The 15134-nt window shown below is 65.8% G+C and carries 13 protein-coding genes; 7 read left to right on the top strand and 6 right to left on the bottom strand.

The genetic code is table 11. The features are described from left to right. Positions 1-79 precede the first annotated feature (79 nt). Positions 80-1507 (bottom strand): magnesium transporter, encoded by a 1428-nt coding sequence (gene mgtE / locus KQ304_RS07820; protein WP_259736530.1) that lies wholly within the window; start codon positions 1505-1507, stop codon positions 80-82. A 92-nt stretch (positions 1508-1599) separates the two neighbouring features. On the opposite strand from mgtE, the gene KQ304_RS07815 reads away from it, so the two are divergent. Continuing rightward, on the top strand, positions 1600-2079 hold the full coding sequence (locus tag KQ304_RS07815) for a glutathione peroxidase (RefSeq protein ID WP_259736573.1): 480 nt from the start codon (positions 1600-1602) through the stop codon (positions 2077-2079). On the opposite strand, the gene KQ304_RS07810 is transcribed toward KQ304_RS07815, so the two are convergent. From KQ304_RS07810 to gyrB, 4 genes are read right to left on the bottom strand one after another with little or no spacing between them, the layout of a single operon-like run. Beyond that, positions 2045-2512 (bottom strand): CrcB family protein, encoded by a 468-nt coding sequence (locus KQ304_RS07810; protein ID WP_259736529.1) that lies wholly within the window; start codon positions 2510-2512, stop codon positions 2045-2047. The genes KQ304_RS07815 and KQ304_RS07810 overlap by 35 nt on opposite strands. A 1-nt stretch (position 2513) precedes the next feature. Beyond that, positions 2514-2888: a CrcB family protein gene (locus KQ304_RS07805; protein ID WP_259736528.1), complete on the bottom strand. Its 375-nt coding sequence runs from the start codon at positions 2886-2888 to the stop codon at positions 2514-2516. A gap of 21 nt (positions 2889-2909) precedes the next feature. Continuing rightward, positions 2910-3218: an SH3 domain-containing protein gene (locus KQ304_RS07800; RefSeq protein ID WP_259736527.1), complete on the bottom strand. Its 309-nt coding sequence runs from the start codon at positions 3216-3218 to the stop codon at positions 2910-2912. Continuing rightward, positions 3218-5176, bottom strand: a complete 1959-nt coding sequence (gene gyrB, locus KQ304_RS07795) for a DNA topoisomerase (ATP-hydrolyzing) subunit B (RefSeq protein ID WP_259736526.1) — start codon at positions 5174-5176, stop codon at positions 3218-3220. Before gyrB ends, KQ304_RS07800 begins: the two co-directional genes overlap by 1 nt. Before the next feature lie 195 nt (positions 5177-5371). Between gyrB and miaA the strand changes: the two genes are divergently transcribed. The 6 genes from miaA (at position 5372) to KQ304_RS07765 (ending at position 12233) form a co-directional block, all read left to right on the top strand. Next, positions 5372-6268 carry a tRNA (adenosine(37)-N6)-dimethylallyltransferase MiaA gene (miaA, locus tag KQ304_RS07790; protein WP_259736525.1) on the top strand — a complete coding sequence of 299 codons (897 nt, stop codon included), beginning with the start codon at positions 5372-5374 and terminating at the stop codon, positions 6266-6268. 55 nt (positions 6269-6323) lie between these two features. After that, entirely contained in the window at positions 6324-6980 is a 657-nt protein-coding gene (infC, locus tag KQ304_RS07785) for a translation initiation factor IF-3 (protein WP_255111703.1), read from the top strand. 129 nt (positions 6981-7109) lie between these two features. Further along, the gene (locus KQ304_RS07780) at positions 7110-8138 is read left to right on the top strand and encodes a GntR family transcriptional regulator (protein ID WP_259736572.1); all 1029 of its coding nucleotides are present in this window, start codon (positions 7110-7112) and stop codon (positions 8136-8138) included. Then, positions 8135-8896, top strand: a complete 762-nt coding sequence (cysE, locus tag KQ304_RS07775; RefSeq protein ID WP_259736524.1) for a serine O-acetyltransferase — start codon at positions 8135-8137, stop codon at positions 8894-8896. The genes KQ304_RS07780 and cysE overlap by 4 nt, the downstream gene beginning before the upstream one ends. Continuing rightward, positions 8893-10977, top strand: a complete 2085-nt coding sequence (locus tag KQ304_RS07770) for an ABC transporter permease (protein ID WP_259736523.1) — start codon at positions 8893-8895, stop codon at positions 10975-10977. The genes cysE and KQ304_RS07770 overlap by 4 nt, the downstream gene beginning before the upstream one ends. Beyond that, a complete protein-coding gene (locus KQ304_RS07765) occupies positions 10974-12233 on the top strand; it encodes a rhamnan synthesis F family protein (RefSeq protein ID WP_259736522.1) in 1260 nt (419 codons plus the stop codon). Before KQ304_RS07770 ends, KQ304_RS07765 begins: the two co-directional genes overlap by 4 nt. Here KQ304_RS07765 and secA read toward each other — a convergent pair. Beyond that, positions 12190-15027, bottom strand: coding sequence for a preprotein translocase subunit SecA (gene secA, locus KQ304_RS07760; RefSeq protein ID WP_259736521.1), 2838 nt, complete (start codon positions 15025-15027; stop codon positions 12190-12192). The genes KQ304_RS07765 and secA overlap by 44 nt on opposite strands. Between the last annotated feature and the right edge of the window lie 107 nt (positions 15028-15134).

The raw sequence follows: 15134 nt of genomic DNA, 5'->3' as shown, positions 1-15134 counted from the left end.
TAACGGTGTGTAAAGCCTAACCTGAAGAAGTGTGAAGGGCCTCTCAGGAATGGCACGAGTTCCGCCGAGCCCGGCCAGCTCAGGCCGGCATGCCCACGTGATTCAGCAGCCACGACGCCGTTTTCAGGTAGATGAACACCCCGGCCACGTCGGTCGCGGTGGTGATGAAGGGCGCCGACATCAGGGCTGGATCCAGGCCCAGCCGGTCGAACAGCAGCGGCAGCGAAGCCCCGGCCGTGGCCGCCAGGGTGGTGATGCAGACCAGGCTGATGCCGGCGGCGGTGGCCACCAGCATCCCCCCACCCACCTGCCAGGCCCAGGGCACCACCACGATCACCAGCAGCAGCCCCAGCAGCAATCCTGAGAGCGCTTCACGGCCCACGGTGCGCCACAGCCCCAGTGCCTGGATGCGCTGGGTGCTGAGGCCGCGGATCACCACCGTGGAGCTCTGGGCGCCGACGTTGCCGCCGGTGCCGATCAGCAGCGGGATGAAGGCCGCCAGCCGCACCACCTCCTGGAGCACCCCTTCCTCGGAGGCGATCACCGCCGAGGTACCGGTGTTGGCCACCAGCAGCACCAGCAGCCACACCACCCGGCGGCGGGCCACGGTGAACAGGTTGCTCTGGAAGTAGTCGTCCTCATCGCCGGCCTGCACGGCGCCGGCGGCGTAGAGGTCGCGGGTGGCCTCCTGCTGGATCACGTCGATCACGTCGTCGACGGTGACGATCCCCACCAGCCGCTGCTCCAGATCCACCACCGGCACGGCCAGAAAGTCGTAGCGCTGGATGATGCGGGCCACCTCCTCCTGATCAGCGGTGGTCGTCACGTTCACCACCTCCCGCGTCATCACATCGCCGATGCGGTCCTCAGGATCGGCCGTGACCAGGTCGCGCAGCGAGAGGATGCCGGTGAGATGGCGGGAGGCGTCGGTGACGTAGAGGCTGTAGACGGTTTCGGTGTCGCGGGCGCGGCGGCGCACGATGTCGAGGGCCTGGGCGGCGCTGTGGAACTCCTTGAGATCGATGAATTCGGTCGTCATCAGACGGCCGGCGGTTTCGGGCTGGTAGCCCAGCAGCTGGGCCGTCACGCGCCGTTCGGCCGGGCTCAGCTCCACCAGCAGCCGACGCACCACCTTGGCGGGCAGCTCGTCGAACAGCCGCACCCGATCATCGGGTGACATCTCCTCCACCAGCTCCAGCACCTCACCGGAGCGCAGCCGCTCCAGCAGCAGTTGCTGCACCGGCTGATCGAGGTACTCGTAAACCTCAATAGCCTCGTCCTTGGCCAGCAGGCGGAAGGCCAGGGCCTGCAGGGTCTGGGGCAGGGCGCCGATGGCCTCAGCGCAGTCGACGGGCTGAACCGGCTCCAGCAGCAGCTTGACGCCGGCGTAATTGCCCGCGTTGAGCAGAGCCTGCAACTGCCGCGCCACCACTTCGGCCACGGGCAGCCGGCCGCTGCTGGCCACCCCTGCAGTGGAGGCGCCGCCGCCGCTGGTTCCCTCGCTCATCGGCCTGAAGGATCGCGGCTTCCCGAGTGTATGGGCGAAGGCCCATCGCGGCGACGCGGCCCGCCTAGGGTCCGGCCGGTTGAAGAATGTCCATGGCTGTCAATGTGTCGGATGTGGTGGTACGCGGTGCCACGGGTGCTGAGCAGCGCCTGGGTGATTTTGCGGGCCAGGTGCTGCTGATCGTGAATGTGGCCAGCCGCTGCGGTTTCACCCGCCAGTACGCCGGGCTGCAGAAGCTGAACGAGACCTACGGCGAGCGCGGGCTGCAGGTGCTGGGCTTCCCCTGCAACGACTTCGGCGCCCAGGAGCCGGGCACGCTGGCCGAGATCCAGCAGTTCTGCTCCACCACCTACGGCGCCTCCTTCACCCTGTTCGACAAGGTGCACGCCAAGGGCGTCAAGACCGCGCCCTACGACCTGCTCACCACGGTGGAGCCGGCCGGCGATGTGGAGTGGAACTTCGAGAAGTTCCTGGTGGGGAAGGACGGCACCGTCCTGGGCCGCTACAAGAGCGCCGTCGAACCCGATGGCGCCGAACTCACCGCCGCGATCGAAGCGGCCCTGGCGGCCTGAGTCCACGCCTGAACCTGACCCAGGCCACCAGCCTGGGCAGCAACCGCCGGCTGGTGGCCAGCCCGGCGGCGGCGGCGGCCACGCCGATCCCCAGGCTGGCGATCAGCAGGGTCAGGGCCTCAGCCGCCTGACCCTGGCCGTTGAGGCGCACCAGATCCAGCATCCAGGAGCTGAAGGTGGTGAGCGATCCACAGAAGCCGATGCCCCCCAGCAGCAGCAGGGGGGCCCGCCGCGGGATCGGTCCGGCGAGGATCCCGAGCAGGAACGATCCCAGCAGGTTGGAGAGCAGGTTGGCGGCTGCCACCCCGCCAGCTCCGGCGGCCAGCAGCGGGCCGATCTGAACCCCGAGTTGCCAGCGCAACAGCGCCCCGGGCACGGCCCCTGCGGCCACCAGAGCCAGCTCCCACAGAGCGAAGCGCAGACGGCGTCTCATCTCAGGCGGCCCCGATCAGCAACCCCAGCTGCAGCGCCAGCACCCCGGCCAGCACGGAGGCCAGCGCCAGCAGCAACGCCGCCGCTGGTTGCCCCTCGCGCACCACCTGCAGCACCTCCACCATCAAGGTGGAGAAGGTGCTCAAGCTGCCCAGGAAGCCGGTGGCCAGCAGCAGCCACAGGCCACTGCCTCCCAGACCGCAACGCCGCTCCAGGGCCACCAGCAAGCCGAGGGCGAAGGCAGCGGCCACGTTCACGCCGAAGGTGCCCCAGTGCCGGCGGGGCAGCATCGGCTCGAAATGGTTGATCAGCCGCAGCCGCAGCCAGGCCCCCGGGACGGCTCCGAGAGCCACCAGCAGCACGTCATGCCAGGACATCCAGCCCGGTCCAAGGCCCCATCAGCCTGGAAGCCAGCCACGGCTCGGCTGCCCGGCCGCCGGGCTGGAGATCTGAACCTGCAGCCACCGGCCCCCTCCGGGTTCCCACCACGTACGCAGCAGCTGCAGGGGCTCGCTGCGCTCCAGCTGGGCCAGGGCAGGGGCGGAGTGCTGGGGGGCACAACGCAGGGCCAGGGAGCCGCTCGCCAGCAGAGGCTCACGTTGTTGGCGTCGCCGCAGCTCCGGTGACCGCCGCTCACCACCCCCGGCCGGCAGGGCCGCCGGAGCCATCAGGGCCAGCCCCAGCACCCATGGCAGCCGCCAGTCCATCAGATGTCGAGCTGGGCGAAATCCAGTTCAGCGCTGTGCTTTTCGATGAACTCGCGGCGCGGCGCCACCTTGTCGCCCATCAGGATCGTGAAGATGCGATCAGCTTCGGCGGCATCCTCAATCTCCACCCGTTTCATCGTGCGGGTGGTGGGATCCATCGTGGTTTCCCACAGCTGCTTTGGCATCATCTCGCCTAGGCCCTTGAAACGCTGGATCGTGTAGTTGGCCTTCTCGCCAAATCCTTCGAGGGTTTTCTTGAGGTCTTGTTCGTTGTAGCAATAGGTGTGATTCTTGCCGCGCTCCACCTTGTAGAGGGGCGGGCAGGCGATATAGATGTAGCCGCCTTCCAGCAGGATTTTCTGGTAGCGATAGAAGAAGGTGAGCAGCAGCGTGCGGATGTGAGCGCCGTCCACATCGGCGTCAGTCATGATCACGATGCGGTGATAGCGCAGGGCCGAGAGGTTGAACTCCTCACCCTTGATCCCCAGGCCCAGGCCCGTGATCAGGGCCTGAATCTCGGTGTTCTTGTAGATCTTGGCGTCGTCGGTTTTCTCAATGTTGAGGATCTTGCCGCGCAGGGGCAGGATGGCCTGGAAGCGGCGATCACGGCCCTGCTTGGCGGAGCCACCAGCTGAATCACCCTCCACGATGTAGATCTCCGATTCGGAGGGGTCGCGGGAGCTGCAGTCGGCCAGCTTGCCGGGCAGGGTGGAGCTCTCCAGCACCGACTTGCGTCGCACCAGCTCGCGGGCCCGGCGGGCCGCCTCAGCCGCATTGAAGGCCTGGATCGCCTTCTCCAGGATCAGGTCGATCACCTGGGGATGGAACTCCAGGAATTCACCGAGGGCCTCGCCCACCACCGAATCAACGATGCCGCGAACCTCGGTGTTACCGAGCTTGGTCTTGGTCTGACCTTCGAACTCGGGATCCGGCACCTTCACCGAGAGCACGGCCGTGAGACCTTCGCGGATGTTCTCACCAGCCAGATTGGAGTCGGCGTCCTTGCGCTTGCCACGCTTCTTGGCAAAGGTGTTGAGGGTGCGGGTGAGCACCGTTTTCAGTCCCTCGATGTGGGTGCCGCCGTCAACGGTGCGGATGTTGTTGGCAAAACCGAGGATGCTGTCGGAGTAGGCATCCACACACCACTGCAGCGCCGCTTCCACCTGCACGCCATCTTTGGAGGCGTTGACGTAGATGATGTCGGGGTGGAGGGGATCCTTGCCGGCATTCATGTAGGTGACGTACTCGCGGATGCCGCCTTCGTAGTGGTAGACCTCTTCGTGGGGGGTGCCATCAGACTCCTTGGCCGCCTCGCGCTCATCGCGGAAGACGATGCGCACGCCGCCGTTGAGATAGGCCAACTCACGCAACCGCCCCGACAGCGTGGTGTAGTCGAACTCGATCCCGCCGCTGAAGATCTCGATATCGGGCTTGAAGCGCACCGCCGTACCCGTGGCGCCACTGGAGTCGTCCTCGGAGCGCAGGCTGCCGATCGGGGCGCCGCGCTCGAAGCGCTGGCGGTGCACCTGGCCCTGGCGGCGCACGGTGACCTCCACCCATTCACTCAGGGCATTGACCACGGAGATGCCAACGCCGTGCAGGCCGCCGGAGACCTTGTAGCCGCCACTGCCGAACTTGCCGCCGGCATGCAGAACGGTCAGCACCGTTTCCAGGGCCGACTTGCCGGTGCGGGGATGGACGTCGGTGGGGATACCGCGGCCGTTGTCGGTGATCTCGGCGGATCCGTCCTCGCAGAGGCGCACCAGGATGGCGTCGCAGTGGCCGGCCAGGGCCTCGTCGACGGAGTTGTCGACCACCTCATAGACCAGGTGGTGCAGCCCCCTCGGCCCCGTGGTGCCGATGTACATGCCCGGGCGCTTGCGCACCGGCTCCAGGCCCTCGAGCACCTGGATCTGCTCGGCGCCGTAGGCGTGTTGGATCTTGGAGGGGTCGCTCATTCCGGAGGTCACACCAGGCGGACGGCGAGGTCCATGGGGGAAGATAAAGGCTTGGGCAATGAAAAGTGGGGTTGAAGGGCGAATACAGCGCCTGAACCCCTGCCCGAGGCCTCAAGATTACCACCGAAGGCTCACAGCCGCCCCCAGGGGCCTCTGACGGCCCGTTCAGGCCAGGGATGCACCCCCCAGGATTCCATGCCCCTGCCGCCCCTGCTGATCGCCCTGATGGGACCCACCGCCAGCGGTAAGACCGCCCTGGCGATCGAGCTGGCCGAAGCCCTGGATCTGGCCGTGCTTTCGGTCGATTCCCGCCAGCTTTACCGGGGCATGAGCATCGGCACCGCCAAACCGAGCGCCCAGCAGCGCGCCCGGGTGCGCCATGAGCTTCTGGACCTGCGCGATCCCGACCAGCCGATCAACCTGCAGGAGTTCTGCGCCGTCGCCCGGGCGGCCATCGCCGCCGAACACCGCCGCCGGGGTGTGGCCCTGCTGGTGGGCGGCAGCGGCCTCTACCTGCGGGCTCTGACCCAGGGGCTCGAACCACCGGCGGTGCCACCCCAGCCCGCCCTGCGGGCCCAGCTGCAGCAGCTCGGTCAGCCCTTCTGCCACCAGCTCCTGGCTCAGGCCGATCCCCTCTCCGCCGGGCGGATCGCCGCCGCCGATGCCGTGCGCACCCAACGGGCCCTGGAGGTGATCTATGCCACGGGCCGGCCGCACACGGCCCAGCCCAGAGCCTGCCCGCCCCCCTGGCGGCTGCTGGAGCTGGGCCTCAACCCCCCGGACCTGCGCGAGCGCATCAGCCGGCGCAGCCAGCAGCTCTACAGCGATGGCCTGGTGGAGGAAACCCGGCAACTGATCAGCCGCTACGGCGCCGGCCTGCCCCTGCTGGCCACCATCGGCTACGGCGAAGCCCGCTCGCTGCTGGCCACAGAGCTGACGGAAGCGGAGGCCATCGCCCTGACCAGCCGCCGCACCCTCCAGTACGCCAAACGACAACGCACCTGGTTCCGGCGCCAGCATCAGCCCCTGTGGCTGGAGGGCGACGATCCCCTACTACAGGCATTGCCAGCGGTGCAGCGCGTCCTAGGGTGACTCTCTGGTCTAACCAGAGTCAACGACACCACTGCCCGTCCCCTCGCCTCTCTGAATGCCACCTCGTCCCCGTTTCGATCGCCGCGCCCCCGTCCGGGAGCTCCCCAACATCAACGACCGCATCAGCTACCCCCAGCTCAGGGTGGTGGATGCCGACGGCAGCCAGCTCGGGGTGATCACCAGGGAAGAAGCCCTGGAGGTGGCCAAGGACCGCGACCTTGATCTGGTGCTGGTGAGCGAGAAAGCCGATCCGCCGGTCTGCCGGATCATGGACTACGGCAAGTTCAAGTTCGAGCAGGAAAAGAAAGCCAAGGAAGCCAAGAAGAAGTCGCACCAGACCGAGGTCAAGGAAGTCAAGATGCGCTACAAGATCGATTCGCACGACTACCAGGTGCGCATCGGCCAGGCGGTGCGCTTCCTCAAGGACGGCGACAAGGTCAAGTGCACGGTGATCTTCCGTGGCCGCGAGATCCAGCACACGGCCCTGGCCGAGCAACTGCTGTTCCGCATGGCCAAAGACCTTGAGGAGAGCGCCGAGATCCAGCAGGATCCCAAGCGGGAAGGCCGGAACATGATCATGTTCCTGACTCCGCGCAAGACGCCGCTCACCAAGGAGAAGGACGCCGCCGCCCTGGCCGCCAAGGCCGTGCGCACCATCCCCTCCCCGGTCCGGCAGCTCAGCAACGCCGAACCAGCCACCAGCGACGCCTGATCCGGCCCCTGCACTCCGGCCTCTGCACTGTGACGGAAGCAACCGGCACAGGCTCGTATGCCACAGGGGGAATTGTCACCAGCGCCGAAGCTCCGTAGGGTGGCCCCACCCGTACTGGTTCCCTCCGGCGTGCGATTCCACATCCAGCAGGAAAGCGATATCCCGGCGTCGACCCAGCTCTACAACCAGATCTGCTTTGCGATCGCCGCCCGGCACTACCCCCCGGGCCACCGCCTGCCCAGCACGCGACAGCTGGCCATGCAGACCGGCCTGCACCGCAACACCATCAGCAAGGTCTACCGCCAGCTGGAGAACGACGGGGTGGTGGAGGCGATGGCCGGCTCCGGCATCTATGTGCGCGACCAGCAGAAGCCGCGGGAGCTCAAGGTGCCGCCGGGCCTGCGCAACCGCCTGCGCCCCGACATCGACCGGGAGGTGCGCCAGTGCGTCGACGGGCTGCTCAACGCCGGTTGCACCCTGCAGCAGGCCCGCGAGCTGCTCACCCGCGAGATCGACTGGCGCCTGCGCTGTGGCGCCCGCGTGCTGGTGTCGACCCCCCGCGAGGACATCGGCGCCTCGATGCTGATCGCCGAGGAACTGGTGCCCGTCCTGGAGGTGCCCGTGGAGGTGGTGCCGATGGAGGAGCTCGAAGCCGTGCTCGAGAGCTCCAGCAACGGCACGGTGGTCACCAGCCGCTACTTCCTCCAGCCCGTGGAGGAGCTGGCCCAGCGCTTCGGTGTGCGCGCCGTGGCGGTCGACCTCAACGACTTCCACCACGAGCTCAACCTGCTCAAGGAGCTGCGGCCCGGCAGCTGCGTGGGCCTGGTGAGCATCAGCCCTGGAATCCTGCGCGCCGCCGAGGTGATCCTGCACAGCATGCGCGGCAATGAGCTGCTGGTGATGACCGCCAACCCAGACGTGGGCAGCCGCCTGCTGGCCCTGCTGCGGGCCGCCAGCCACGTGCTCTGCGACCGCCCCAGCCTGCCCCTGGTGGAGCAGACCCTGCGCCAGAACCGCTCCCAGCTGATGCGCCTGCCCCAGGTGCACTGTGCCCAGAGCTATCTGGGGGCCGCCACCATCGATCTGCTGCGCAAGGAGATCGGCCTGATCGGCCCCCGTGACAGCCACAGCGAAGGCCCAGCCACACAGGCCGGATGATCAGGAGCTACCTGAGCCCCCTGCTGGCGGATCTGCGGATCATCAAGGAACGGGACCCGGCCGCCCGGGGCACCCTCGAGATCCTGCTCTGCTACCCGGGCTTCCAGGCCCTGGTGCTGCACCGCCTCAGCCACCGCCTCTGGACCCTGCAGGTGCCGCTGCTGCCTCGGCTGTGCTCGCAGATCGGGCGCCTGTTCACCGGCATCGAGATCCATCCGGGCGCCACGATCGGTCACGGCGTGTTCATCGACCACGGCATGGGTGTAGTGATCGGTGAAACGGCCGAGATCGGCGATCGCTGCCTGCTCTATCAGGGGGTCACCCTGGGGGGCACCGGCAAGGAGCACGGCAAGCGCCACCCCACCCTGGCGGAGAACGTGGTGGTGGGAGCGGGGGCCAAGGTGCTCGGGGCGATCACGGTGGGCACCAACACCCGCATCGGCGCCGGCTCGGTGGTGCTGCGGGATGTGGGGCCTGACAGCACGGTGGTGGGTGTGCCGGGGCGTGTCATTCATCAGTCGGGAGTGCGCATCGATCCGCTGGCCCACTCCCAGCTGCCGGACGCCGAAGCCAAGGTGATCCGCAACCTGATGGAGCGCATCGACACCCTCGAGAGCGAACTCAGCCGCCTGCAGACCTGCCTGCGCGAAGTGGCGGCCGGCCGGCCCATCCAGGAGGCCTGCGGCGGCCGCGCCCAGAGCCTCAAGGACCGGGAAATCCTGGAGTTCCTGGGTGACCGTCCCGGCGGAGCAGGGTGAGAGGGGCGCCGAAGCCGCGCTGGCCGCGCTTCACCTTTCACCACAGCCTGCTGGCCAACCGTCAGCTGCTCTGGCGTCTGGTGGAGCGGGATGTTGCCGGCCGCTACCGCGGGCCCATGCTGGGCTGGGCCTGGAGCTTCCTGACGCCGCTGCTGATGCTGGCGGTGTACACCTTCGTCTTTTCACAGGTGTTTCAGGCGCGCTGGGGGAATCTGCACGATGCAGGGCCACTGGGTTTTGCGATCAATCTCTTTGCCGGATTGATTGTGTTCAACCTGTTCGCGGAATGCGCCAGCCAGGCCCCGAATCTGATCCTGTCCAACAAGAACTACGTCACGAAGGTGATCTTCCCTTTAGATCTTCTTGCCGTGGTGAATGTGGCCACCGCCTGCTTCCATGCCCTCACCAGCCTGGTGGTGCTCGCCCTCTTCGAAATTCTGGCTCAAGGCGGCATCCCGTTCACGATGCTGTGGCTGCCGCTGGTCTGGCTGCCCTTGATCGGCAGCTGCCTGGCGGTGAACTGGACCCTCTCGGCCCTGGGTGTCTATCTGCGCGACATCGACCAGGCCGTTGGTGTGACCCTGAGCATGCTGATGTTTCTCAGTGCCGTGTTCTATCCACTCAGCGCCCTGCCTGAGCGCTGGCAGCCCATTTTATCTCTGAACCCACTGGTGATCATCATTGAGCAGACCCGCCGAGTGGCCATCAGCGGACTTCAACCCACTCCGCTCTACCTTCTGCTGGGAACGACCCTGGCTCTGCTGGCCTGTGAACTGAGTTACCGGGGCTTCCAGAAAGCACGCCGTGGATTTCCGATGTCCTCTGAAGGGCCTGAACAGCGCCAGACTGTGGCTGTGGAGGTTAACTCCCTCAGCAAGTGCTACAGGATTTACCCGCATCCGAGACACAGACTTCTGCAGGCATTCTGGGGCGAGCGCCGACGCTATTACCGCAAATTCTGGGCGCTTCAATCCCTCAGCTTCCAGCTTGGGCGCGGTCAAACCCTGGGCATCGTTGGTCGCAACGGATCTAGCAAAAGCACCCTGCTCCAGCTGATCTGCGGCACCTTGACCCCCAGCAGCGGGGCAGTGAACGTGCATGGTCGGGTGGGGGCCCTGCTGGAGCTGGGCAGCGGCTTCAATCCGGAGTTCAGCGGCAGGGAGAATGTGTTTCTCAATGGGGCCGTGCTGGGATTGAGTGAGGCGGATATCGCGAGCAGGCTCGAGAATATTCTTGCCTTCGCCGACATCGGAGAGTTCATCGATCAACCGGTGAAGACCTATTCCAGCGGAATGGCAGTTCGGCTGGCCTTTGCTGTGCAGGCCCACATCGATCCGGATGTGCTGGTGGTGGATGAAGCGCTCGCCGTTGGCGATGAGCTCTTCCAGAAGAAATGCTATTCACATCTGGAGAAACTCAAAGCCAATGGCACCTCAATTCTGCTGGTCACCCACAGTTGTCCGCAAATCGTTCAGCACTGTGATGTCGCTCTGCTGATGCACAAGGGCCAGGCCAGACGCTGGGGGAAACCGGCGGAGATCACCACGCTGTACCAGCAGCTCAGCTATGCCGACGACAGCCAGTGGGATGCCCTGCTCGGATCAGCTCAGGAGTCGCTCGAGAGCGGCGGCGGCGCAGGTGCCACAGGCGGAAGACGCCTGGATGAGACCAACGGGTCACGAGGACAGTCGCTGCAGCTGGCAGGCCAGGCCGAGGTCATCCTCACCGCCCATCTGGACCCTGGCCTGCAGCCGTCCTCCACGATGGTGTATCCAAACCACGGGGCTGTGATCGAAGGGCTCGAGATCCTGACGATGGAGGAGCAGCTCGTCAACGTGCTCCCCTACGGGGAAGCCTTCATTCCCGAGTTTCGCTACCGAGCCGAGCAGCATCTGAGCCAGGTGGCCTTCGGCTGTCATGTGGCAAGCCACACGGGCAGCCGCGTCACGGGTCAGGTCCATCCCGAGCGTGGCGGGCTGGTGGCCTCGATCGAAGCCGGCCGCCAGTGGTCCGTTCGCTTTCACTTCCACGGTGAGCTCTGGCCCGGGACTTATTTCATCGGCGGCGACGAACGGCCATGACAGACCTCTGGATCCCCCACGGCGACTATGAACTGAACTACGGTTGCGCCTGTGGCCTGCCCACCCTCAGGCCATCCCCCGCCCTGGAAGACCGGCTGAGACTGCCCCTGCTCGATCAGGATCCGGCGCCAGAGCCAGGGGCTTCTGCATCAGCCGCAGCTCTGAGCACAGCGGTACACATCCACGGGTTCCACCCCGACAGCCTGGCCCCATTGCTGGATGCCCTGATGGTGATCAGCGGGCCTTTCGACCTGCTGATCAGCACCGACAGCAGCGCCAAACAAGCGGAGATCCAGGGGTTGCTCAACGGCCACAGCCTCAGCCTCAGGCTCAAGGCCCCGGGCAACACCTCAGTTGTGGTGCTGAGCAACCGGGGGCGGAATCTGGGCCCGCTGCTGGTGGATCTCCATGCCCGTCTGCAGGCCTACGACCTTGTCCTGCATCTGCACACCAAGAAGAGCAGCCACGAATCGATCGGCGCAAGCTGGTTGGCGGAGCTGCTGGAGGAACTCCTTGGTGATGCCAACCAGACCAGCAGCATCCAGCGGGCCTTCGCCGCGGATCCACGCCTCGGTCTGGTGATGCCCGGTACCGCGGCCTCGGTGCGGGCAGTCGTGAACTGGGGGGCCAACTTTGAGGTCTCGCGCCTGATCTGCCAGCAGTGCCTGCCGGACTGGCAGCTGGATCCCCAGGCCCCGCTGGTGTTTCCAGCGGGAATGATGTTCTGGTTCCGGCCCCAGGCGCTGAGCGGCCTGGCTGCTGCCTGCCAGCATCTTCAGCCGTTGCCGCCCGAGCCGCTCGGCATCGATGGCACCGTCCTGCACGCGCTGGAGCGGCTGACGGCCCACTTCTGTGAGGCGGAGGGGTACCACTGGGCCCTGGCTCCGCAGCCCAGTGGCGGGGCCGCCCCTGCAGGGGAGCGGTTGAGTGTGTGGCAGCCGTTGCCCGAGATCTACATGGGCAGCATCAGCCTGATGGCCGAACGCTGCCGGCAGCAGTCAGCGGTGGCGAGCGACCTGGCCGCCTGCCTGAGCGAGAAGGAGATTCAACGAGTTGAACAGACCAGGCAGCTTCAGAGACAACGGCAGGACTTGATGGCCTCCATCGCCCGGCTGAACCAAGGCATCAACGAGTGGGAAGCAAACCATGCCGTCCTGGCGGCTGAGCTGGCGGCCATGCGCAGCTCCCGCAGCTGGACGTTGACCCGACCGCTCAGGCAGTTGCAGCAGAGGCTTCAAGGCGGGGCTGGAACATGAACATCGAGTAGATGACGTTGCGCCGCATCGAGGTCATCATGTCGAGGAACATGTCATAGCCCTCGTTCTTGTATTCGATCAGGGGATCCTTCTGGCCGTAGCCGCGCAGACCCACGGATTCGCGCAGGGCGTCCATGGCCTGGAGGTGCTCCCTCCAGAGGGTGTCGATCTGCTGGAGGATGAAGAAGCGCTCGGCCTCCCGCATCAGCCCCGGCCTTGACTGCTCGATCTGGCTTTCCTTGAGGTCGTAGGCATTGCGCAGTTGCTCGCGCAGGAAGGCCTTGAGCTCCTCGGTGTTGAGGCCGGCGAGCTGATCGGGGGTGAGGTCCTCCAGCAAGTAAACGAACTCCTGCACCTTGGCCACCAGCTGACCCAGATCCCATTCCTCGGGGGGCAGATCGGGGTTCACGTAGGCCTCAACGATGTCGGACATCGTGCGCTCGCCATAGCCGATCACCTGCAGCTTGAGCTCACGGCCCTCAAGTACCCGCCGTCTTTCAGTGTAAACGGCCTTGCGTTGATTGTTCATCACCTCGTCGTACTCAAACACCTGCTTGCGGATGTCGTAGTAATAGGTTTCCACCTTCTTCTGGGCCCCCTCCAGGGAGCGGGTCAGCATGCCCGATTCGATCGGCATGTCTTCCTCCACGCGGAAGGCATTCATCAGCCCGGCCACGCGATCGCCGCCGAAGATGCGCAGCAGATTGTCTTCCAGCGAGAGGAAAAAGCGGGTGCTGCCTGGGTCGCCCTGGCGGCCGGCACGGCCGCGCAGTTGGTTGTCGACCCGGCGCGACTCGTGGCGTTCCGTGCCGATCACATGCAGGCCACCGGCCTGACGCACCTGCTCCTCCTCCTGCTTCACCACCGCCTCGTACTCGCCGCGCACCCGGGCAATGGTGCGGCGCAGCTGCTGGATCTGGGGATCCTCAGCCGGAGCCTTCTCTGCCGCCTGGGCAATGCGGTCCTCCAGTTCCAGCACCGTGAGAGCCCGATCACCCCAGGCCTTCACCAGCTCGCGGGCCAGCTCCACCAACTCCACTTCGCTGCCCTCGCTGAGGGCGCAGGGGTAGAGGGCGCCGATGGCGCGCGCTTCGCTCGGAGCCATCACTGGTGCCGCTGGGGCATCAGCTCCGAAACCGGCCGCAGCGGCCTGGCGCGGCAGAGGAACCGGCGGCTGATGGTCCTCCTCGGGCCGCACCAGGCGCGGCAGCAGCACCTCCCGCAACTTGAGGCGGGCCATGTAGTCGGAGTTGCCGCCGAGGATGATGTCGGTGCCGCGACCGGCCATGTTGGTGGCGATGGTGACGGCTCCCGCTCGCCCGGCCTGGGCAATGATCTCGGCCTCCCGCTCCACGTTTTCAGGCTTGGCATTCAGCAGGTTGTGGGGGATGCCCTGCTCAGCCAGCAAACCCGAGAGCAACTCAGACTTCTCGACGCTGGTGGTGCCCACCAGCACCGGCCTGGAGGCCTGGTGAATCTCGGCGGTTTCATTGGCCACGGCGCGCCACTTCGCCACTTCGTTCTTATAAACCTGATCCACCAGATCCTGCCGGGAGCGGGACCGGTTGGTGGGCACCACCGTGACCTCGAGCTTGTAGGTTTTCTCGAACTCCACTTCCTCGGTTTTGGCGGTACCGGTCATGCCGGCCAGGCGCGGATAGAGCAAAAAGAAATTCTGGTACGTGATGCTGGCCAGCGTCTGGGTTTCCGGCTGGACTGGCAGCTCCTCCTTGGCCTCGATCGCCTGGTGCTGGCCGTCACTCCAGCGCCGGCCAGGCATCACCCGGCCGGTGAACTCATCGACGATCACAGCATCGGAGCCACGCACGATGTAGTTCACATCACGCACGAACAGCTCCTTGGCCTTGAGGGCGTTGGTGATGTAGTGGGCCCAGGGATCGGCGGGATCGAACAGATCCAGCACCCCCAGCATCTGCTCGGCCTTAGCATAGCCCTCATCGGTGAGGGTCACATTGCGCTGCTTCTCATCCACTTCATAGTCGCCCTCGGGATCGATGCCGTCCTTGGCCATGCCCTCGGCGCGATCCAGGGCGGCGGCAATCTCGGCCGCACGCATGTATTTCTCCTGGGGGCGCTCCACCTGACCGGAGATGATCAGCGGCGTGCGCGCCTCATCCACGAGGATCGAATCCACTTCATCGATGATGCAGTAGTTGAAATTGCGCTGCACCACCTCATCGATATCATTCGCCATGTTGTCGCGCAGGTAATCAAACCCGAGCTCACTGTTGGTGGCGTAGGTGATGTCGCAGCCGTAGTTGCGCCGCCGATCGGGCGGGGCCATGTCCTGCTGGATCAGCCCCACCGAAAGGCCCAGGAAACGATGCACCTGCCCCATCCACTCGGCGTCGCGGCGGGCGAGATAGTCGTTCACGGTCACCACGTGAACGCCGGCACCGGTGAGGGCGTTGAGGTAGGCCGGCAGGGTCGCCACCAGGGTTTTGCCTTCGCCGGTCTTCATCTCGGCGATCTGGCCCTCGTGCAGCACCATGCCGCCAATCAGCTGCACATCGAAGTGACGCATGCCCAGCACCCGCTTGCCGGCTTCGCGCACCACCGCAAAGGCCTCGGGCAGGAGCTCATCGAGCAGCTGACGCTGGTTGGCAGGGGAGCTGGCCTGCTCGAGCCGTTGGCGGAACTCGGCGGTCTTGCCGCGCAACTGATCGTCGCTGAGGGGGGCGATCTCCTCCTCCAGCAGGTTGATGTCCGAAACGATCGGCTGGTAGCGCTTCAGCTTGCGGGCATTGGGATCACCAAGCAGCAGCTTGAGCATGGAGAAGGACCAGTCGAATCGTTCCACCTTACCACTGGCAACATCCCTCCAGTGGGGCAGACCGAAGGCGTGGCAAGGCTTTTCAAGGAATGCCACAAGACAAGAAG

Origin of the sequence: Synechococcus sp. CS-1329 (genome assembly GCF_025128055.1) — a bacterium.
In the GTDB taxonomy this organism is placed as follows: Bacteria; Cyanobacteriota; Cyanobacteriia; order PCC-6307; family Cyanobiaceae; genus Regnicoccus_A.
This window is presented reverse-complemented; position numbering and strand designations above follow the sequence as displayed.

Excerpts from the sequence above, each read along its gene's own strand:
- gyrB (WP_259736526.1), bottom strand. The coding sequence starts at position 5,176 with ATGAGCGACCCCTCCAAGATCCAACACGCCTACGGCGCCGAGCAGATC.
- KQ304_RS07810 (WP_259736529.1), bottom strand. The coding sequence starts at position 2,512 with ATGAGACGCCGTCTGCGCTTCGCTCTGTGGGAGCTGGCTCTGGTGGCC.
- secA (WP_259736521.1), bottom strand. The coding sequence starts at position 15,027 with ATGCTCAAGCTGCTGCTTGGTGATCCCAATGCCCGCAAGCTGAAGCGC.
- KQ304_RS07815 (WP_259736573.1), top strand. The coding sequence starts at position 1,600 with ATGGCTGTCAATGTGTCGGATGTGGTGGTACGCGGTGCCACGGGTGCT.
- cysE (WP_259736524.1), top strand. The coding sequence starts at position 8,135 with ATGATCAGGAGCTACCTGAGCCCCCTGCTGGCGGATCTGCGGATCATC.
- miaA (WP_259736525.1), top strand. The coding sequence starts at position 5,372 with ATGCCCCTGCCGCCCCTGCTGATCGCCCTGATGGGACCCACCGCCAGC.
- infC (WP_255111703.1), top strand. The coding sequence starts at position 6,324 with ATGCCACCTCGTCCCCGTTTCGATCGCCGCGCCCCCGTCCGGGAGCTC.
- KQ304_RS07805 (WP_259736528.1), bottom strand. The coding sequence starts at position 2,888 with ATGTCCTGGCATGACGTGCTGCTGGTGGCTCTCGGAGCCGTCCCGGGG.
- KQ304_RS07765 (WP_259736522.1), top strand. The coding sequence starts at position 10,974 with ATGACAGACCTCTGGATCCCCCACGGCGACTATGAACTGAACTACGGT.
- mgtE (WP_259736530.1), bottom strand. The coding sequence starts at position 1,507 with ATGAGCGAGGGAACCAGCGGCGGCGGCGCCTCCACTGCAGGGGTGGCC.
- KQ304_RS07800 (WP_259736527.1), bottom strand. The coding sequence starts at position 3,218 with ATGGACTGGCGGCTGCCATGGGTGCTGGGGCTGGCCCTGATGGCTCCG.